The following is an 18,202-nucleotide window of genomic DNA, read 5'->3' as shown; positions in this document are numbered from 1 at the left end:
GGAAGGCGGGGATTGTACCGCTGTCGGGGCGCCGCGGCGATCAGGCCCGCAGCCCCTCCATCAATTGTCGCGCCAGCGGTCCGCGCAGCGTGCGCGATACGTCCAGGCCCAGCAGGGCCAGGCCGCAGGCATGTTCGACGGGGGCCAGGCCGGTCGTGAAGATGCGCGGCATGAAATCGGTCAGGCCGCTGGTCAGCCAGCGGTCGGCCCCGCGGGCGCGGGCGTAGGCCGCCAGCAACGGCGCGGCGCCGGCGGACGGATCGCGCAGCAGGGGGGCGAGGCTTTCGGCCAGCCGAGCGGCGTCGCGCAGGCCGAGGTTCATGCCCTGGCCGGCCACCGGGTGCAGGGTCTGGGCGGCGTTGCCGATGGCGACGGCGTTGCCGTCGACCACGTGACGGCGCAGGTTGATGCCCAGCGGGTAGCGGTGGCGCGGACCGGCGGCGGCGAAGCTGCCCAGCCGGGTGCCGAATGTCTGTCCCAGGGCCTCGGCGAAGGCGCCGTCGTCCAGGGCCGCCAGGCGCTCGGCATGGCCGGGGCGGCAGCACCAGACCAGGGCGTAGCGGCCGGCGTCGTGGGCCGGCCCGGCGGGGTAGGGGAGCAGGGCCAGCGGGCCCTCGGTGGTGAAACGTTCCCAGGCCCAGCCCGGACGCGGACGGCTGGCGCGGACGATGGCCAGGACCGCATGCTGGCCGTAGTCGCGGTGCAGGTCGTTGCGGGCCTGGTGGTCGAAGGTGCCGCCTTCGGCGTGGACGCAGGCCCGGGTGGCCCATTCCTGGCCTTCCTGGCCGATCACGGCGGCGTCGCCTTCCTGGCGCAGGAGGGCGGCGGGCTCGCCTGCGCGAACGGTGATGCCCGAAAGCGCCAGCGCGGCGTCCAGGGCTTCGACGATGGCCGGATAGGGTACGACCGTGCCCAGCGCCGGCACGCCGAAGTCGCTGTGCGAGATATGGGTGCGGCCCAGGCGGCCCTTCTGCGAGACATGGACGTGCAGGATGTCGGCGCCGCCGTCCGGCCAGGCGTCCAGCGACGCCAGCAGCACCCGGCTGCCATGGTTGAGCGCCATCGAGCGCGGATCGGTCGCCGCGCTGGCGGAGGCGACGGCGGGGCGCCGGGGGCGGCACAGCACGATGCGTTCGGGCCGGGCGGCGGCGCGGGCCAGGAGCAGCGCCAGCGTGGCCCCGACGGGGCCGCCGCCCAGGATGGTGATGTCCGCGTGCATGCCCGCGTCAGCCCCGCATCAGGGCTTCGATCTCGTCGGCGGCAACGGGCACGCCGCGGGTGATCAGGTCGCAGCCGGACTCGGTCACGACGGCGTCGTCCTCGATGCGGATGCCGATGTCCCAGAACCGCTCGGGCACGTCGGCGGCCGGGCGGACGTAGATGCCGGGCTCGATGGTGAGCACCATGCCCGGCCGCAGTTCGCGCCACGGGCGGGGTTCGTCCGCGGCCGGCGCGGTGCCCGGCTCGCGGTAGTCGCCGACGTCGTGCACGTCCATGCCCAGCCAGTGGCCGGTGCGGTGCATGTAGAAGCGGGCGTACTGCTGGGACTCCAGCACGCCGTCCAGCGTGCCCGTCAGCAGGCCTTCGTCGATCATGCCCTGCGCCAGCACGCGGACCGCGGCGTCGTGGCCCTCGTTCCAGCGCGCGCCGGGGCGGGTCAGGGCGGCGGCGGCGTTCTGCGCTTCCTGCACCAGGTCGTACAGCGCGCGCTGCGGACCGCTGAAGCGGCCGTTGACCGGAAAGGTGCGGGTGATGTCCGAGGCGTAGCCGTCCAGTTCGCAGCCGGCGTCGATCAGCAGCAGGTCGCCGTCCTTCAGTTCGGCATCCCCGGCGCGATAGTGCAGCACGCAGGCGTTGTGGCCGGTGGCGACAATGGAGTTGTAGGCCACGGCCTGCGAGCCGTGGCGGCGGAATTCGTGCAGCAGCTCGGCTTCGATCTCGTATTCGTGCAGGCCCGGCCGCGACGCCCGCATGGCGCGCACGTGGGCGCCCGCCGAGATGGCGCCCGCGCGGCGCATGGTCTCGATCTCGAAGGCGTCCTTGACCAGGCGCATTTCCGCCAGGATGGCGCGCAGGTCGTAGCTGCTGGCGGGCGCGGTGGCGCCGGAGCGGCCCATGGCGCGCACCCGGTCCAGCCAGCCGCGCAGGTGGGTGTCGAACAGGCGGTCGCTGCCCATGGGCACGAACAGCGCCGGCTGGTCGGCGATCAGCTTGGGCAGTTCGTCGGCCAGCGCCTCGACCGGCAGTGCGCGGTCGAAGCCGAACTGCTCGGCGGCCGCGTCGGGACCGATGCGGTAGCCGTCCCAGATCTCGCGTTCCAGGTTCTTGCTGCGGCAGAACAGGATGCTGCGGTCTTCCGTGCCGGCGATCAGGACCAGCCAGGCCTCGGGCTCGGGAAAGCCGGTCAGGTAGAAGAAGTCGCTGTCGAAGCGGAACGGGAACTCGGCGTCGCGGTTGCGGACGAGTTCGCGCGAGGTAGGCAGGATCGCGATGCCGCCGCCGCGGGCATGCATGGTGTCCAGCACGCGCCGGCGGCGCGCGGCGAAGGGGGCGAGGTCCGGGGCGGGAATGCTCATGGCGATGGATCCGTGCGCGGGAATGACCAGGGTTTATTGTAGGCTGGCGTCGAGCTCGGCCAGGCGCTGCGGCGTGCCCACGTCGGTCCAGCGGCCGCAGTGATGCATGCCGGCGACCTGGTCGCGGCCCATGGCGGCGCGCAGCAGGGGCGCCAGCCTGGCCGGCTCGCCCGCAGGCAGGCTGGCGAACAATGCCGGCTGGTAGACGCCGATGCCGGCGAAGGTCAGCCGAGGTTCGCCGTCCCGGACCAGGCCGGCGGGCGTCAGGCGGAAGTCGCCCGTGGGATGGTGGACGGGATTGTCGACCAGCACCAGCCAGGCCAGGCGGCCGTGCCGCGGCAGGTCGTCGGCCGCGGCGCGGGCCAGGGAGGGATCCCAGTCGGTCCAGATGTCGCCGTTGATCACCAGGAAGGGGTCGCTGCCCAGCAGGGGCAGGGCCTGGCGGATGCCGCCGGCCGTCTCCAGCGCGGTGGCCTCGGCCGAGTAGCGCAGGCGCACGTCCCAGCGCGAGCCGTCGCCCAGCGCTTGCTCGATGCGCGCGCCCAGCCAGGCATGGTTGACGACGATGTCGCGCACTCCCGCCCGCGCCAGCCGCTCGATGTGCCAGACGATCAGCGGCTTGCCGCCCGCCGGCAGCAGCGGCTTGGGCACGGTGTCGGTCAGCGGCCGCATGCGTTCGCCGCGACCGGCCGCCAGGATCATGGCGCGCATCAGAAGGTGTATCCGGTGGCGGACGTCTGGCCGTCAAGCTTGTCCAGCAGCTTCATCAGCGGCTTGAAAGCCAGGTAGCGGCTGGCCACCTGCCGGACGTAGGTATTGACGCGGGGCATGTGGTCCAGGTAGGCGAGCTTGCCGTCGCGGTGGGCCAGGCGGGCGAAGACGCCCAGGATGCGCAGGTTGCGCTGCAGCCCCATCCATTCGTAGGCGCGATGGAAATCGGCGAAGTCGGGCGCCACCGGCAGGCCGGCCTTGCGCGCCATTTCCCAGTAGCGGATGCCCCAGTCGAGCTGTTGCGGTTCGTCCCAGGTGGTACGGGCATCGGTCAGGACCGAGGCCAGGTCGTAGGTGATGGGGCCCACCACCGCGTCCTGGAAGTCGATGACGCCGGGATTGGGGCCGTAGTCCGGTCCGCCCGCCGGCAGGTCGGTCAGCATCAGGTTGGGCGAGTGGTAGTCGCGGTGCACCAGGACGAAGGGCTGGGCCATATTGGCGTCGATCAGCGTTTCGAACACGGCGTCGAGCGCGGCCCGGTCGGCCGCGGCCAGGGGCTGGCCGCGGTAGCGCGCGGCGTACCAGTCCGGAAACAGCTCGAGCTCCGTCGCCAGGCGGGCCTTGTCATAGCGCACCAGGTCGGTGGTTGCGCTTTGTTGCAACTTCACCAGCGCCGCCAGCGCGTCCATGTAGATGCGGTGCGTATCGTGCGGGGTGGGCGTGCCCCGCAGGTAGTCGACGTAGGTGCTGCGCCCCAGGTCCGACAGCAGCAGGAAGCCCTGGCCCAGGTCCTGCGCCAGCACCCGCGGCACGTGCACGCCGGCGTCGTGCAGCAGGCCCGCCACGTGGAGGAAGGGACGGCAGTCCTCCTTGTCGGGCGGGGCGTCCATCACGACCGCGGTGCTCGGGCCCATGGCGACCCGGAAATACCGCCGGAAGCTGGCGTCGCTGGAGGCCGGCTGGAGGGTGGAAGGGTCGAGCTGGAGCTGCTGGGGAAGGCTGGACAGCCAGGCGGCGACCTGGGCCCGCCTGGGGTCGGCGCCGGCCTGGCCGGCGGCTGGATCGGAAATGGCGTTCATGCCTCCTATAATACCGACCGATATCGGTTCCCGGAACGAACCCGGCCCCCTTTTCGGCGGGGCCCGGCGCCCCCCGCCAAAAGCCGCGGGCCGCTATCTTTTTTTACCGCGCGCGGCCGTCGGCTCGCGTATTCTTCGACTTTCCGTTTTTTCATTCCTCGAGGCCCGTGCGATTGATCCGGTGGTTCAGCCTGTTTGCAGCATTTGCGGTAGCGCCGCTGGCCTATGCGCAAGACGGTCCGTCCGAATCCCAGGCCGGCGCCGGGCCGGTATCCGGCCCTGGCCTGCGCCTGTCGCCGGGCCTGCGCCAGCACACCTACGATCCCGACCAGTTGCCGGTGTTCATGCAGGCCGATACGCTCACGGCCGAGGACCAGGACAAGCTCCGGCTGGAGGGCAGCGCGCAGGTGCGGCGCCAGGACACCATCCTGAAGGGCGACACCATCGAGTACGACAAGGTCGAGGACGAACTGGAAGCGCTGGGCAACGTGCGGCTGTTCCGCGAGGGGAATCTGCTGACGGGGCCGAGACTCAAGCTCAACATGAGCAGCGGCACGGGCGAGATCGACAACGCCCGGTTCTTTTTCGGACTCAACGGCGGCAGCGGTTCGGCCGAGCGCATCCGCATGCTGGGACAGAACCGGGTGCGCGCCGACCGGGTGCGCTATACGGGGTGCGCGTGCGAGACGCCTGACTGGGAGCTTCGCGCCCGGCGGGCCGACTTCGACTATGACGCCGGTACCGGGGTGGGCTATGGCGGGGTGCTCTATTTCAAGGATTTCCCCATCCTGGCCTCGCCCATCATTTCCTTTCCGCTGAACAACGAGCGCAAGTCGGGCTTCCTGTCGCCCACGTTCGGCCTGACCAGCAAGAGCGGTCCGGAATTCTCGATTCCGTACTACTTCAACATCGCGCCCAACCGCGATGCCACGCTGACGCCCAAGTTCATGACCCGCCGCGGGCTGCAACTGTCGGGCGAGTTCCGCTACCTGGAGCCTTCGTTCAGCGGGGTGACGCGGCTGAGCTACCTGCCCGACGACCGGGTCGCGCAGCGCGACCGCTATCTGTTCAGTTCGCAGCACCGGCAGCAGTTGACGCCCAACCTGGGCTTCAACTGGAACGTGTCCAAGGCGTCCGACGACGCGTACTTCCGCGACCTGTCCGTGCTGGGCACGGGCCTGGCCTCGACCGCGACGCTGGAACGTTCGTTCTCGCTGAACTGGCAGCAGGGGTACTGGGAAGCCTACGGCCGCGTGATCAGCTACCAGACGCTGCAGGATCCGCTGGCGCCCATCGTGCCGCCGTACGGCCGCGAGCCGCAACTGCACCTGACCGGCCAGCGCTACGACTGGAACGGCTTCGACGTGCGGATGGACGCGGATGCCACGCGCTTTCGCAGCAATACGCTGGTGAACGGGTCGCGCGCCTATGCCTATCCGTCGGTGTCGTATCCCATCATCCGGCCGGGCGGGTTCTTCATCCCCAAGATCGGCATCCATTCCACTCGCTACAACACGGACTCCTACCAGGGGGCGGCGTCCTACACCGCCAACCGTACCGTGCCCATCATGTCGCTGGACACCGGCCTGATCTTCGAGCGCGACAGCACGCTGCTCGGCAGGGAGGCGCGCCAGACCCTGGAGCCGCGCCTCTACTACCTGCGCGTGCCGTACCGCAACCAGTCGAACCTGCCCATCTACGATACGGCGCTGGCGGACTTCAATTTCGCGCAGATATTCTCCGAGAATCTGTATTCGGGCTGGGACCGGATCGCCGAGGCCAACCAGCTGACCGCGGCGCTGACCACGCGCTGGCTCGACCCCAAGACCGGCGTGGAGCGCGCGCGCATCATGGGTGCCCAGCGGCTGTACTTCAGCGACCAGCGGGTCACCCTGCCGGGCGAGGAGCCCAGTTCCGACGGCCGTTCCGACTTCCTGGTGTCGGTCTACGGCGCGCTGACGTCCACGCTCAGCGGCGAGACGACGGTGCAATACAATCCCAAGATCGAGCGCGTGACCCGGTCCACGATCGGCGCGCGCTGGAGCCCGCAGCGTCTCAGCACGGTATCGCTGGCCTACCGCTACAAGCGGGAGATGGTCAGCGTGCCGGGGCAGGAGTTGATCGACATCGCCTTCCAGTGGCCGCTGGCCCCCCGCTGGTTCGGCATCGGGCGCATCAACTATTCGCTGCTCGAGAACCGGATCGCCGAGGCGGTGGCCGGGATCGAATACAACGGCGGGTGCTGCTGGGCTTTCCGCCTGGTCGGCCAGCGCTACGCGGTGGCCAAGGACAACGCCACGACCGCGATGTTCTTCCAGCTCGAGCTGACCGGATTCGGCGGCATCGGGGCGAGCCCGATGACGACGCTGCGCCGGAGCATCCCGGGTTATCAGGTAATCAACCCGCCGCCTGAGAAAGGGACGGTGTTCGAAAGGTACGAATGATGGTTTCCAAGGTATTGCCCAGAATGACGAAAGCGGCCCACGGTGTCGCCCTTTGCTGCCTGGCCGCTTTGGCGGGTGGGTCGGCGGTGGCCCAGGGGCTGCGCATGCCAGGTGACCTCGGCGGCGCGCCGGGCGGCAACGGGCCGACCCTGCTGGCACCGCAGCCCGCGCCGCCCGCCAGCCAGGCTCCCGTGGCCCCGGCCGCGCCGGCGGCCCCGGCTGCGCAGGCGCCGCGCAGCACCAGCGGTTCGCGCATCCAGCTGGGTGACAATATCGTCGCCGTGGTCAACACCGACGTCATTACCCGCCGCGAACTCGACGCCCGCGTGCACGCCGCCCAGGCCACGCTGGCGCGCCAGCAGATCGCGCCGCCGGACGCGGCCACGCTGGAGAAGCAGGTGCTTGAACGCATGGTGGTCGAGAAGACCCAGTTGCAGGAGGCCGCGCAGACCGGCATCCGCATCGACGACCTGCAGCTCGACCGCGCCATCAGCCGGATCGCCCAGCAGAACAACGTGTCGGTTTCGCAGATGCGTGACCAGATCGAGCGCGATGGCCTGCCGTTCTCGGTCTACCGCGACGACCTGCGGCAGGAAATCACGCTGATGCGCCTGCGCGAACGCGCGGTCGACAGCCAGATCCAGATCTCCGAACCCGAGATTGATGCCTATCTGTCCGAGCAGCACGAGGGCGCGCCTTCCGACCTGTCGCTGGCACAGATCCTGGTGCGCGTGCCCGAGGGCAGTTCGTCCGACATGGTGGCGCGCCTGCGCCGCAAGGCCGAGACCCTGCTCCAGCAGGCGCGCGGCGGCGCCGATTTCGCCCAGTTGGCGGCCTCGTCCTCGGACGGCGAGGAGGCCCTGCGCGGCGGCGACCTGGGGTCCCGTCCCACCGACCGCTGGCCGTCGATGTTCGTCGACGCGGTGGCGCAGCTGAGCCAGGGCGGCATCAGCGAGATCATCCAGAGCGGCAACGGTTTCCACATCATCAAGCTGGTCGAGCGCAAGTCGTCCGGCGGTGCCGGTGGCGGCGCTGGCGCGATGCCCGTGCGGCAGACGCATGCCCGGCACATCCTGATCCGGCCGACCCAGGTGCTGACCGCCGAGCAGGCGCGCGAGCGCCTGGCCAACATCCGCCAGCGCATCGTGCAGGGCGGGTCGAGCTTCGCCGACATGGCCCGGCAATATTCCAACGATGCCTCGGCGCCGCAGGGCGGCGACCTGGGCTGGCTGTCGCCCCAGGAAACCGTGCCGGAGTTCGAGCGCGCCATGGATGCGCTGCAGCCCGGCCAGGTGAGCGAGCCCGTGCAGTCGCCGTTCGGCTGGCACCTGATCCAGGTCGTCGAGCGCCGCACGCAGGACGTCGGCCGCGAGCGGCAGCGTGCCGAGGCGCGTCAGACGCTGTTCCAGCGCAAGCTGGACCAGGCGTACGAGGACTGGGCTCGGCAGTTGCGGGACAAGGCCTATGTCGAAATGAGGTTGAGCCCCCCCCCTACGCCCTGAGGGGGAGGCCCACCCCCTACGCGCTTCGCGCGCCCCCTCAAGGGGGCGGCACTGGCGGACCGGCGGAGCCGGATCCGCTGTGCCCTGGGGGACTACCCGGCTGGTGGGGGACGGCGTTTTGGGCGCCGTTTTTTGTTTCTTCTTGTTGAGGCCGGTATTGATCGGCGGATGAGTGAGATGAGTGCGATGCGCAGGCTGGTCTTGACGACCGGCGAACCGGCGGGGATCGGGCCTGAGTTGTCGGTCGCGGCCGCGGCGTGGTTCGCGGGCGAGCGCGGGGCGGGGCGGGTGCCGGCGGATGTGGAGCTGGTGCTGGTGGGGGATCGCGATCTGCTCGCGCAGCGCGGCGGGCAGGATGCCGCGGCGTTGGCGGGGGTGGGGGTGCATCACGTGCCGCTGCGCGTGCCGTCCGAGCCGGGCAGGCTGGCGGTGGCCAATGGGCGCTACGTGCTCGACACGCTGGATGCGGCCATTGCCATGGTGGCCGATGGCCGGGCGCAGGCCATCGTCACGGCGCCGGTCCACAAGGGGGTGATCAACGATGCCGGCGTGGCTTTCTCGGGACATACCGAATACCTGCAGGAGCGGGCGGGGGTCGACAAGGTCGTGATGATGCTGGCCGGCGGCGGCCTGCGGGTGGCGCTGGCGACCACGCACCTGCCGCTGCGGGCGGTGCCCGATGCGGTCACCGCGCAGACGCTGGACCAGGTGCTGCGCATTCTGGATGCCGACCTGCGCCGGCGCTTCGGGCTGGCGCACCCGCGCATTGCCGTGTGCGGCCTGAATCCGCACGCGGGCGAAGGCGGGCACCTGGGGCGGGAAGAAATCGAGGTCATCGAACCGGCCATCGCGCGGGCCCGCGCCGCCGGCATCGATGCGCGCGGGCCGCTGCCCGCCGATACGCTGTTCGTGCCCGCGCACGTCGCGCAGTTCGACGCGGCCCTGGCCATGTTCCATGACCAGGGCCTGCCCGTGCTCAAGCACGCGAGCTTCGGGCACGGCGTCAACATCACCCTGGGCCTGCCCTATGTGCGGACCTCGGTGGACCATGGCACCGCGCTCGACCTGGCCGGAACGGGCAAGGCCGATCCCGGCAGTTTGCAGGAGGCCATCGTCACGGCCCTCCAGATGATACGAACCGGCACCCAGGCGGATGCCGGCTCCGGAGTTTCCGCATGAAACATCAGGCGCGCAAGCGCTTCGGCCAGCACTTTCTGGTCGACGAAAGCATCACCGACTCCATCGTCCGCGCGGTGAACCCGCGCCGGTCCGACAACGTGGTCGAGATCGGCCCCGGCCTGTCGGCGCTGACCCGGCCGCTGCTGGACAAGCTCGATCGCCTGAAGGTCGTCGAGATCGACCGCGACCTGGCGGCGCGCCTGCGCGGGCAGTATGCGCCCGAGCGCCTGCAGGTGACCGAGGCCGACGTGCTGACCGTGGATTTCGCGCCGTTCGGCGAAGCGCTGCGCGTGGTGGGCAACCTGCCCTACAACATTTCCAGTCCGCTGCTGTTCCACCTGATGACCTACGCCGACCAGGTGCGCGACCAGCATTTCATGCTGCAGCGGGAAGTCATCGACCGCATGGTGGCCCGGCCGGGCGATGCCGACTACGGCCGCCTGTCGGTCATGCTGCAGTCGCGCTACGACATGGAGAAGCTGTTCGACGTGCCGCCCGAGGCCTTCGATCCGCCGCCGCGCGTGGTCTCGGCCGTCGTGCGCATGATTCCGCTGCCGGCCGACCGTCCGCGCGCGCGCAGCGAGGAAGCCCTGTCCGCCACCGTGGCCCGGGCATTCGCCCAGCGCCGCAAGATGCTGCGGCGGGGCATGGGCGACTGGGCGGCGCTGGTGCCGTGGCAGCAACTGGGAATACCGGAGACCGCGCGCGCCGAGGAGTTGTCGGTCGCGCAGTTCATCGCCATGGCCGACGTGCTGCACGCAGCCGGCGTGGCCTGACCGCGCCGGCCCGCCGCGACGGGCGCGTCATTCGGGCTGGATGCCCGCCTTGGCGACAATGCCCCGGTAGGTGTCCACGCTGCCGGCCAGCAGCGAGGCGAATTTTTCCGGAGAAGGATGCGCCTCGACCTCGAAGCCCGCGGTTTCCAGGCGTTCCTGAAGATCGGGCGAGGCCAGGGCTTGTTCGATGCCGGCGCGCAGTTTCTCGATCACGGCCGGCGGCATGCCGGCGGGGCCGAGCAGGCCCACCCAGGTGTCGGGTACGGCGAAACCGGGCAGGCCGGCCTGGGCCAGCGTGGGCACGTCGGGCGCGGCCTTGGCCCGTTCGGCCTGCAGCACGCCCAGCAGGCGCAGCTTGCCCGCCTTCACGTGGGGCAAGACGTTGGAAAGCACCAGGATGCCGACCGGCACCTGTCCGCCCACCACGTCGTTGAGCGCCGGCGCGCCGCCCTTGTAGGGCACGTGGATCATGTCTATGCCGGTCGAGGCCTTGAGCAGTTCGCCGCCCAGCTGCTGGGACGAACCGACGCCCGACGTCCCGTACGAGAGCTTGCCGGGCCGCGCCTTGGCGTAGGCCAGGAACTCCTTCAGGTCTTTCACGGGCAGCTTGGCGTTGACCACCATGGCCTGCGGCGCCGTGCCTATCATCGCCACCGGCGTGAAATCCTTGACCGGGTCGTAGGGCACGTTGCGCGAGAAGAACGGCAGCGTATTGTGGGGCGGCCCGAGCTGCATCAGCAGCGTGTAGCCGTCCGGGGCGGCCCGCGCCACCAGTTCGGAGCCGATCATGCTGTTGCCGCCGGCGCGATTGTCGACGATGAAGGCCTGGCCCAGCGCCTCGCCCAGCTTCTGGGCCACGGACCGCGCGACCGTGTCCGCGGCGCCGCCCACCGCGAAAGGCACGACCACCCGGACGGGGCGGTCGGGATAGGTTCCGGCCAATGCCGGCAAGGGCATCAGGCACAGGGCGGCCAGCGCCCGCCTCATGGGGTTCATGGTGTCTCCTTGATGTTCGTGGTCGCGGCCGCGCGAGCGGCGGCCGTCGCCGTGTCAGGCTTGCTGCGGGAAGCGCTCGGAATAGGAAATGAAGCCGATGCGGTTTTCGTTGACCCAGTGGGCCAGTTCGTCGTGCCGGGGAAACCAGACGCCGGGATGGGAGGCGATGTAGCCCAGCACCTCGTCCAGCATCGCGCTGATCAGCGGCCGTCCGCCGAAGTGGCCATGCACGGTGATGTTGATGAACGCGTTCGGCTCCTTGCGATACAGGAAATCGAAGGTGTCGCGGTAGCACTGGAAGAAGTCGCGCGGAGCCGCGCGCAGCACCCGGTTGTCGGCGAAGTCGCTGTGCGGGATGGCGACCATGCCGCCGTGCCGGGTCTGGATCTGGCAGGGCAGGTCCAGGTAGTTGTAGTCGCCGTGCCAGAGCATGCCTTCCTCGGCCAGCAGGTCCGCGGTCCGTTCGGTGGTCGCGATGGTGGAGCTCAGCCAGCCTTGGGGCCGCACGCCGGAGGTGCGCTGCAGGATGTCCAGGCTCTTGCGGATCAGGGCGCGTTCCTGCGCCTCGTCCAGGCCGGGCAGCACTTCATCCTGCGCGTAGTTGTGCCCGGCCAGCTCGAAGCCCTGGCCGACGATGGCGTGGATGACCTCGGGAAACAGTTCTGCCACCCGCGCGTTGACGCAGAACGTGGCGGGCAGCCCGCGATCGCGCGCCAGCCGCATCAGCCGGTAGGCGCCGGCCCGCGCGCCGTATTCCGACCAGGTGATGCCGGCCAGGTCCTTCGCGCCCGGCTTGGGCGGACTCGTCATGGGCGAGTAGGGCGGGGCCTTGCCCTCGGACCAGCTTTCGACCAGGAAGGTCAGCGCCACGACGATGCGCGCGCCGCCCGGCCACATGGATGCGGGAGTGGACATGAAGTCTCCGGTTGACGTTGCCCACGGTCTGGCCGTGGTGATGCCGCCCACTATCCGTTCTTCCTGGACTTTTAACAATTTTAACTTTTTTAATTAAAATTAAGTCTTATTGGAAATCGGCCGTTATCTCCATGCCCGACGCGTTCAAGATCCCCCAGCTTCGTCAGTTCGTCATCGCCGCCACGCGGCAAAGCCTGCGGGCGGCGGCCGAGGACACTCACCGCACCCAGGCCGCGGTCACGCTGGCCATGCAGAATCTCGAAGCGCAGATAGGCGGCAACCTGTTCGAGCATGGACACCAGGCCCGCCTCACGCCCCTGGGCGAATCGGTGCTGCCGCTGCTGCGCGAGCTGGTGGCGCTGCACGACCGCGTGCAGAACGAGGTCGGCCTGCTGGCCGCGGGCGAACAGGGCTCGATCGCCCTGGCCGTCATGCCGTCGCTGGCGGAGGAATGGCTGCCGCTGATGCTGCGGCGCTTCGCCGTGGACTATCCCGGCGTCAGCCTGAAGATCGCCGACGTGTCCTCGCCCCAGGTCGGCCCCATGGTGGCCAGCGGCGAGGCCCAGCTCGGCATCGCCGGCGTGGGCGCGGATCTCGCGGGCCTGCGCTGCATACCCGTGGCCCAGGATACGTTCGGCGTCGTCTGCCGCCACGACCATCCCATCGCGGGGCGAGGACGGTCGGTACCCTGGCGGATACTGGAAGGCGAACCCATCATCGAGAACACCACCTTCCACGCACTGCGCGAGCATCGCATGGCGGCGCTGTTGCAGCGGCCCCATCTGGTGATCAAGAACCGCACGTCGCTGATCGCCGCCGTGAAGGCGGGCCTGGGCATTACCGTGCTGCCGACCCTGGCGCGGCCCGGGGTGGAACACGACCTGGCGTTCGTGCCGTTGACGGCGCCGCGCATCGAGCGCCGCGTCGGCGTGCTGCATGGCGCGGGCCGGTCATTGTCGCCGGCGGCGGCGCACATGCTGGCGCTGATGCTCGATTCGCTGCGGGCGTTCGCGCACGCCAAGGGCGCGCGGCCGATCGATCAGCCGAAGAACCAGTAGCACACGCCGATGGCGGCCAGCACGCCCGCCAGGTCGGCCAGCAGCGCGCAGCCCACGGCGTGCCGCGTGCGCTGGATGCCGACCGCGCCGAAGTACACCGCCACCACGTAGAAGGTGGTTTCCGTGCTGCCTTGTACCGTGGCCGACAGCAGCGCGGGGAAACTGTCCACGCCGTGGTTCTGCATGGTCTCTATCATCAGCGCGCGCGCCGCGCTGCCCGAGAAAGGCTTGACCAGCGCGGTCGGCAGGGCATCCACGAAACGGGTGTCGAAACCCAGCCACTGGATCGCCAGGCGCAGGCCGTCCAGCACGAAGTCGAGCGCGCCCGAGGCCCGCAGCACGCCGATCGCGCACAGCATGGCGACCAGATAGGGCAGCAGCCCCTTGGCCACGTCGAAGCCGTCCTTGGCGCCTTCGATGAAGCTTTCGTAGACGGGAACCTTGCGGATCGCGGCCACGACCAGGAAGAACAGGATCAGCGCGAACAGCGTCAGGTTACCCAGCAGCGAGGACAGCGCGCCCAGCGCCGCCACCGACAGCGTGGACAGGAAGGCCATGAAGCTGCCCAGCAGCAGCGCGGTGCCGCCGACCCAGGCCAGCACCACGGGATCCCAGACCCGCAGGCGCTGCACCGCCGCCACGCACAGGAAGCCGGCCAGCGTCGAGGCGCTGGTGGCCAGCAGGATGGGCAGGAAGACCAGGGTGGGATCGGCCGCGCCCTGCTGCGCGCGGTACATGAAGATGGTGACCGGCAGCAGCGTCAGCGACGAGGCATTGAGCACCAGGAACAGGATCTGCGCGTTGCTGGCCGTGGTGGTGCTGGGGTTGAGCGTCTGCAGCGATTTCATCGCCCGCAGGCCGATGGGCGTGGCGGCGTTGTCCAGGCCCAGCACGTTGGCAGCGAAGTTCAGCGTGATCAGGCCGATGGCGGGATGGCCGCGCGGCACCTCGGGCATGAGCCGCGCGAACAGCGGCCCCAGGATGCGCGCCAGCGCATCGACCAGCCCGGCCTGCTCGGCGATCTTCAGGAAGCCCAGCCACAGCGCGATGGTGCCGAACAGCAGCACCATGACTTCCACCGACAGCTTGGCCATCGCGAACAGCGATGCGACCATGGCCTGGAAGACCGACGGGTCGTGGGCGATGCCCCAGCGCGCCAGGGCGGCGGCGGCCGCGGCGATGAAAAATCCCAGCCAGAGTTTGTTCAGCATGCGCGACAGGAGTGGGGAAGGCGCCGGCCCGGCGGGCGCGGCAGTCCGCTGATTGTAGCGATTAGGGCCTGTTCACACTAAAAGAGGCTCGCATGCCCTAGCCTGGCGGGTGGTCAGCGGCGGCGGGCGTAGGCCGCCGGCGTCATGCCGTTCCAGCGCTGGAAGGCGCGCGCGAAGGCCTTGTCCGATTCGTAGCCGACGGCGGCGGCAACCTCGTCCAGGGTCAGGGCGGGATCCTTGAGTTTCTCGGCGGCGACGGCCATGCGGTATGAGGTCAGGTATTGCATGGGCGTCATACCGACCAGTTGCCGGAAGCGTTCGCTGAACACGGTGCGCGAGAGATAGCAGGCCGAGGCCAGCATGGCGACCGTCCAGGGGCGCCCGGGATGGTCGTGGATGGCCAGCATGGCGCGGGCGATGCCCTGGTCCGCCATGCCGCGCAACATGCCGGTGCGGCGTTCGGCCGATGTGCGCAGATGTTCCCCCAGGATGTGCACTAGCAGCAGGTCGGCCATGCGCGCGGTGGCCAACTGCCACCCCGGCGGTTGCAGCAGCGACTGGTCGACCAGCGAGGCCATCGTCTGCGCCAGCGCCGCGGTCACCGGCGTTTCGCGCTGGCGGATCACGATCAGGCGGGGCAGGGTGTCGACCAGCGTGCCCGGCCCGCTGTCCGGCATCCACAGGTGGAGCGAGAACATGCCGGTGACCGGCCCGTCGCCGCCGTGCGAGAACACGATGGGCCGGTCGCCGTGGGCGCCGACCTGGTGCGCGGCGATCAGCGGCTGGAAGGGGCGCGCCGACAGCCCGGGCGCGGACGAGATGGTGTGGGCGTCGCCGTGGGGCAGCATCAGGATGTCGCCGGCCTCGATCCGCTGCGGCGTATCGTGGTCGAGGGCGATCCAGTAGGGCGTGTCCGCTGCCATCCTGATCAGCGCGCCTTCCACGCCGTCCGACCGCAGGGCCCAGGGCGCGGACAGCGCGAAGCGGGCCGTTACCGCGCGATCGGATCGCCAGTGGGCCAGCAGGCGGCTGAGGAGGTCACCGGAGGCGTGCATGCGGGGTCGGAGGTCTGGGCGGGGCCGCGTGGCGGATTTCCGGACGCCTGGTGCCCGGATCCGGCGTCCCGAGGGTTGAGGCGGGCGCCGGCGGCATCGACACTTACGGCATCGACACGGAGATTATCATGCCTCGAATCGACCACGCCCTGATCGTCGGCGCCGGCATCGCCGGCTGTTCGGCCGCGATCGCGCTCGCGCAGCAGGGCATGCGCGTGACCCTGGTGGAAAAACAGCGGGCCTGGCAATTCCAGAGTTCCGGCCTCTTCATCTACAGCAATGGCCTGCGGGCGCTGCGCGAGATCGGCGTGCTTGCGCCGATCCTCCAGGCGGGGTTCGCCGTGCCGGGCGGACGCAACCGCTATTTCGGCCCGGACGGCTCGTTCATCGTCGAGACGGTCTATCCCTCGCTGGACGGGCTGCCCGCCATCCTGGGCATCAAGCGCGCCGAACTCCATCGCATCCTGGCGGCTCGCATCGAGGAGCTGGGCATCGTGCTCAAGCTCGGCACGACGCTGGCAAGCCTGCCGTCCGGCCAGGACGACGGACCGATGCGCGTGGCCTTGTCCGACGGCACGCAAGTCGCCTGCGATCTCGTCATCGGCGCCGACGGCATCCGCTCCCAGGTACGGGCCGACGCGTTTCCGGAACTGGTGCCGAGCTATTCGGGTTTCGGCGTCTGGCGCAGCGTGCACGACCGCCCGCGGGGCCTCGATGCCAAGATCATGATGATGGGCACGGGCAAGCGCCTGGGCATCATGCCCATCAGCGACGAGAAGCTCTACCTGTTCGGCGTGATGCTCGAACCCCAGGACTCCTGGTACGAGCGTGCCGAGTGGCCGGCGCTGATGCGCGAGCGCTTCGCCGAGTTCAGGGGCCCGGCGGCGCCCTTCCTGGATCAGCTGGGCGAAGGCGCCGAGGTGCTCTACACCGGCGTGGAGGAGGTGATCGCCCCCTTGCCCTGGCACCGCGGGCGGATCCTGCTGATCGGCGATGCCGCCCATGCGTCGACGCCCTTCATGGGACAGGGCGGCGCGATGGCGCTCGAGGATGCGGTCGTGCTGGCCGAGGCGCTGGGGTCGGAAGCGACGCCGGAGCAGGCCTTGCTGGCATTCGGCCGGCGCCGCCATCCCATGTGCAGGCTGGTGCAGGATGTCTCGCGGCAGGTGGGGCAGGCCGGCGCGCTGGAAGACGCCCAGGGATGCGCGCGGCGCGACGAGGCGTTGCGGCGGGAAGGGCAGGCGAAGGTGGACGGCTTCTTCACCGAGCTGGAGCGACTGCGCGCGGCGGGCCGGTAGCGACCGCCGCGATAGCGCGTCAGTCCTTGTGGGTGTTGGCCTGGATGAATTCGATCTTGTAGCCGTCCGGGTCCTCGACGAAGGCGATGACCGTGGTGCCGTGCTTCATGGGACCGGCCTCGCGCGTGACCTTGCCGCCCAGTTCGCGCACGCGGTCACAGGCGGCATAGGCGTCGTCCACCGCCACGGCGATGTGGCCGTAGCCGGTGCCGAGGTCGTACTTCTCCACGCCCCAGTTGTGCGTGAGTTCGAGCACGGAGCCGTCCTTCTCGTCTTCATAGCCGACGAAGGCCAGCGTGAACTTGCCGTCGGGGTAGTCCTTGCTGCGCAGCAGGCGCATGCCCAGGACCTTGGTATAGAAGTCGATCGAGCGCTGCATGTCGCCGACGCGGAGCATGGTGTGGAGTAGTCGCATGGGTTACCTCGCTAATCGTGGGAAGGGGAACAGGCCCTAGTGTAAACAGGCCTAGTCGAACCGCGGCAGGCTGCCCGGATCGTGGCGCCGCAAGGTATCGCGGGCGTCCTCGAAGCCGGGCATCAGCTGGCCGACTTCGGCCCAGAAGCCCGGGCCGTGGTTCATCTCGCGCAGGTGCGCCAACTCGTGCGCGATGACGTAGTCGATGATGCCGACAGGGAAATGGATCAGGCGCCAGTTCAGCAGGATGTTGCCCTCGCTGGTGCACGATCCCCAGCGCGTGGCGGCCGACGACAGCCGCCAGCGGTTGATGGTCAGGCCGGTGCGGGCCAGGAAATCCAGCAGGCGGACGTCGAACAGGACGCGGGCGCGGCCCTGCAGCCAGGCCTGGACGGTGTCGCGGATGCGGGCCGCCGTCGCGTCGGACGGCAGGCCCAGCCAGAGCACGTCGCCGTCGGCGGGCGCGTCGAGGTCGGCCGTGGCCAGCGCCGTGTCGCGCTGCGCGTCCAGGCGCATGACGATGCGGCGGCCCAGATAGGGCAGGTCGCCGCCGTCTTCCCAGCGCGTCTGGTTCAACGCCAGGCGTTCCCGGCGCAACTGCCATTCGTGCAGCTTGGACAGGATCCAGCGCGCCTTCTCGCGGACGGCGCCATCGATCTCGGCCAGGCCGACCCAGCGCGGCGCGGTCACGCGCAGGCCGTCGTCGCCGATCAGGAAGCCGATGGTGCGGCGGCGCGAGCGTTGCAGGACGAAGCGTATCCGCTGTCCCTCGGCCACCACTTCGTGCCAGCGCGCGCCGGGCGGCAACTGGATGGCGGGGGCAGGCGGCGGCGCGGCGGGCGCGCGGGCGACGGGTGGCGGCGGCGCCGGAACGGCCACGGCCTGGGGCGGCTCGGCGAACAGGTCGAGCTGCGCGGAGTGGGGACCGGACTCCCGCTGCGGAGCCGGGGGCGCGCCGGTGTCGGAAGCGGGGCGTGTGGCCATGGA

General features: G+C 70.0%; 16 protein-coding genes. 6 read left to right on the top strand and 10 right to left on the bottom strand.

The annotated features are described in order from the left end of the window. Nucleotides 1-40 precede the first annotated feature (40 nt). From WKR98_RS21010 to WKR98_RS20995, 4 genes are read right to left on the bottom strand one after another with little or no spacing between them, the layout of a single operon-like run. On the bottom strand, nucleotides 41-1,219 hold the full coding sequence (locus WKR98_RS21010) for a UbiH/UbiF/VisC/COQ6 family ubiquinone biosynthesis hydroxylase (protein WP_341434595.1): 1,179 nt from the start codon (nucleotides 1,217-1,219) through the stop codon (nucleotides 41-43). A gap of 7 nt (nucleotides 1,220-1,226) precedes the next feature. Then, nucleotides 1,227-2,576, bottom strand: a complete 1,350-nt coding sequence (locus WKR98_RS21005) for an aminopeptidase P N-terminal domain-containing protein (protein ID WP_124690722.1) — start codon at nucleotides 2,574-2,576, stop codon at nucleotides 1,227-1,229. A gap of 33 nt (nucleotides 2,577-2,609) precedes the next feature. Further along, nucleotides 2,610-3,287 (bottom strand): N-acetylmuramate alpha-1-phosphate uridylyltransferase MurU, encoded by a 678-nt coding sequence (murU, locus tag WKR98_RS21000; RefSeq protein WP_341434594.1) that lies wholly within the window; start codon nucleotides 3,285-3,287, stop codon nucleotides 2,610-2,612. Then, nucleotides 3,287-4,366 carry an aminoglycoside phosphotransferase family protein gene (locus WKR98_RS20995; RefSeq protein WP_341434593.1) on the bottom strand — a complete coding sequence of 360 codons (1,080 nt, stop codon included), beginning with the start codon at nucleotides 4,364-4,366 and terminating at the stop codon, nucleotides 3,287-3,289. Before WKR98_RS20995 ends, murU begins: the two co-directional genes overlap by 1 nt. Before the next feature lie 167 nt (nucleotides 4,367-4,533). On the opposite strand from WKR98_RS20995, the gene WKR98_RS20990 reads away from it, so the two are divergent. From WKR98_RS20990 to rsmA, 4 genes are all read left to right on the top strand, one after another. Then, nucleotides 4,534-6,810: an LPS-assembly protein LptD gene (locus WKR98_RS20990; RefSeq protein WP_124690719.1), complete on the top strand. Its 2,277-nt coding sequence runs from the start codon at nucleotides 4,534-4,536 to the stop codon at nucleotides 6,808-6,810. A gap of 104 nt (nucleotides 6,811-6,914) precedes the next feature. Further along, entirely contained in the window at nucleotides 6,915-8,312 is a 1,398-nt protein-coding gene (locus tag WKR98_RS20985; RefSeq protein ID WP_341434592.1) for a peptidylprolyl isomerase, read from the top strand. Between the two features lie 177 nt (nucleotides 8,313-8,489). Beyond that, nucleotides 8,490-9,491 carry a 4-hydroxythreonine-4-phosphate dehydrogenase PdxA gene (pdxA, locus tag WKR98_RS20980; protein ID WP_341434591.1) on the top strand — a complete coding sequence of 334 codons (1,002 nt, stop codon included), beginning with the start codon at nucleotides 8,490-8,492 and terminating at the stop codon, nucleotides 9,489-9,491. Beyond that, a complete protein-coding gene (rsmA, locus tag WKR98_RS20975) occupies nucleotides 9,488-10,267 on the top strand; it encodes a 16S rRNA (adenine(1518)-N(6)/adenine(1519)-N(6))-dimethyltransferase RsmA (protein ID WP_341434590.1) in 780 nt (259 codons plus the stop codon). The genes pdxA and rsmA overlap by 4 nt, the downstream gene beginning before the upstream one ends. A gap of 27 nt (nucleotides 10,268-10,294) precedes the next feature. Here the strand turns inward: rsmA and WKR98_RS20970 are convergent, their stop codons facing one another. Continuing rightward, the gene (locus WKR98_RS20970) at nucleotides 10,295-11,263 is read right to left on the bottom strand and encodes a Bug family tripartite tricarboxylate transporter substrate binding protein (protein WP_124690715.1); all 969 of its coding nucleotides are present in this window, start codon (nucleotides 11,261-11,263) and stop codon (nucleotides 10,295-10,297) included. Nucleotides 11,264-11,317: 54 nt separating this feature from the next. After that, nucleotides 11,318-12,178: a polysaccharide deacetylase family protein gene (locus WKR98_RS20965; RefSeq protein WP_341434589.1), complete on the bottom strand. Its 861-nt coding sequence runs from the start codon at nucleotides 12,176-12,178 to the stop codon at nucleotides 11,318-11,320. Between the two features lie 131 nt (nucleotides 12,179-12,309). Between WKR98_RS20965 and WKR98_RS20960 the strand changes: the two genes are divergently transcribed. Then, complete coding sequence (locus WKR98_RS20960; protein WP_341434588.1) at nucleotides 12,310-13,236, top strand: LysR substrate-binding domain-containing protein; 927 nt, start codon at nucleotides 12,310-12,312, stop codon at nucleotides 13,234-13,236. On the opposite strand, the gene WKR98_RS20955 is transcribed toward WKR98_RS20960, so the two are convergent. Together WKR98_RS20955 and WKR98_RS20950 are read right to left on the bottom strand one after the other, a co-directional pair. Then, the gene (locus WKR98_RS20955; protein WP_341434587.1) at nucleotides 13,218-14,447 is read right to left on the bottom strand and encodes a nucleoside recognition domain-containing protein; all 1,230 of its coding nucleotides are present in this window, start codon (nucleotides 14,445-14,447) and stop codon (nucleotides 13,218-13,220) included. The two genes, WKR98_RS20960 and WKR98_RS20955, sit on opposite strands and share 19 nt — an antisense overlap. Before the next feature lie 113 nt (nucleotides 14,448-14,560). Beyond that, complete coding sequence (locus WKR98_RS20950; RefSeq protein WP_341434586.1) at nucleotides 14,561-15,502, bottom strand: AraC family transcriptional regulator; 942 nt, start codon at nucleotides 15,500-15,502, stop codon at nucleotides 14,561-14,563. Between the two features lie 128 nt (nucleotides 15,503-15,630). On the opposite strand from WKR98_RS20950, the gene WKR98_RS20945 reads away from it, so the two are divergent. Continuing rightward, the gene (locus tag WKR98_RS20945) at nucleotides 15,631-16,800 is read left to right on the top strand and encodes an FAD-dependent oxidoreductase (RefSeq protein ID WP_341434585.1); all 1,170 of its coding nucleotides are present in this window, start codon (nucleotides 15,631-15,633) and stop codon (nucleotides 16,798-16,800) included. 19 nt (nucleotides 16,801-16,819) lie between these two features. On the opposite strand, the gene gloA is transcribed toward WKR98_RS20945, so the two are convergent. Together gloA and WKR98_RS20935 are read right to left on the bottom strand one after the other, a co-directional pair. Continuing rightward, nucleotides 16,820-17,215, bottom strand: coding sequence for a lactoylglutathione lyase (gloA, locus tag WKR98_RS20940; protein WP_124690709.1), 396 nt, complete (start codon nucleotides 17,213-17,215; stop codon nucleotides 16,820-16,822). Between the two features lie 51 nt (nucleotides 17,216-17,266). After that, on the bottom strand, nucleotides 17,267-18,199 hold the full coding sequence (locus tag WKR98_RS20935) for a M48 family metallopeptidase (RefSeq protein WP_124690708.1): 933 nt from the start codon (nucleotides 18,197-18,199) through the stop codon (nucleotides 17,267-17,269). Between the last annotated feature and the right edge of the window lie 3 nt (nucleotides 18,200-18,202).

This window comes from Pigmentiphaga sp. YJ18, assembly GCF_038066655.1.
Taxonomy (GTDB): Bacteria; Pseudomonadota; Gammaproteobacteria; order Burkholderiales; family Burkholderiaceae_B; genus Pigmentiphaga.
Note: the sequence above shows the minus strand (reverse complement) of the source record. Positions and strands in the feature narration are given on the sequence as shown.

Coding starts and splice junctions, on each gene's coding strand:
- gloA (WP_124690709.1), bottom strand. CDS start 17,215: ATGCGACTACTCCACACCATGCTCCGCGTCGGCGACATGCAGCGCTCG.
- WKR98_RS20965 (WP_341434589.1), bottom strand. CDS start 12,178: ATGTCCACTCCCGCATCCATGTGGCCGGGCGGCGCGCGCATCGTCGTG.
- WKR98_RS20985 (WP_341434592.1), top strand. CDS start 6,915: ATGCCAGGTGACCTCGGCGGCGCGCCGGGCGGCAACGGGCCGACCCTG.
- WKR98_RS21005 (WP_124690722.1), bottom strand. CDS start 2,576: ATGAGCATTCCCGCCCCGGACCTCGCCCCCTTCGCCGCGCGCCGCCGG.
- WKR98_RS21010 (WP_341434595.1), bottom strand. CDS start 1,219: ATGCACGCGGACATCACCATCCTGGGCGGCGGCCCCGTCGGGGCCACG.
- WKR98_RS20970 (WP_124690715.1), bottom strand. CDS start 11,263: ATGAACCCCATGAGGCGGGCGCTGGCCGCCCTGTGCCTGATGCCCTTG.
- rsmA (WP_341434590.1), top strand. CDS start 9,488: ATGAAACATCAGGCGCGCAAGCGCTTCGGCCAGCACTTTCTGGTCGAC.
- WKR98_RS20935 (WP_124690708.1), bottom strand. CDS start 18,199: ATGGCCACACGCCCCGCTTCCGACACCGGCGCGCCCCCGGCTCCGCAG.
- murU (WP_341434594.1), bottom strand. CDS start 3,287: ATGCGCGCCATGATCCTGGCGGCCGGTCGCGGCGAACGCATGCGGCCG.
- pdxA (WP_341434591.1), top strand. CDS start 8,490: ATGAGTGCGATGCGCAGGCTGGTCTTGACGACCGGCGAACCGGCGGGG.
- WKR98_RS20945 (WP_341434585.1), top strand. CDS start 15,631: ATGCCTCGAATCGACCACGCCCTGATCGTCGGCGCCGGCATCGCCGGC.
- WKR98_RS20995 (WP_341434593.1), bottom strand. CDS start 4,366: ATGAACGCCATTTCCGATCCAGCCGCCGGCCAGGCCGGCGCCGACCCC.
- WKR98_RS20960 (WP_341434588.1), top strand. CDS start 12,310: ATGCCCGACGCGTTCAAGATCCCCCAGCTTCGTCAGTTCGTCATCGCC.
- WKR98_RS20950 (WP_341434586.1), bottom strand. CDS start 15,502: ATGCACGCCTCCGGTGACCTCCTCAGCCGCCTGCTGGCCCACTGGCGA.
- WKR98_RS20955 (WP_341434587.1), bottom strand. CDS start 14,447: ATGCTGAACAAACTCTGGCTGGGATTTTTCATCGCCGCGGCCGCCGCC.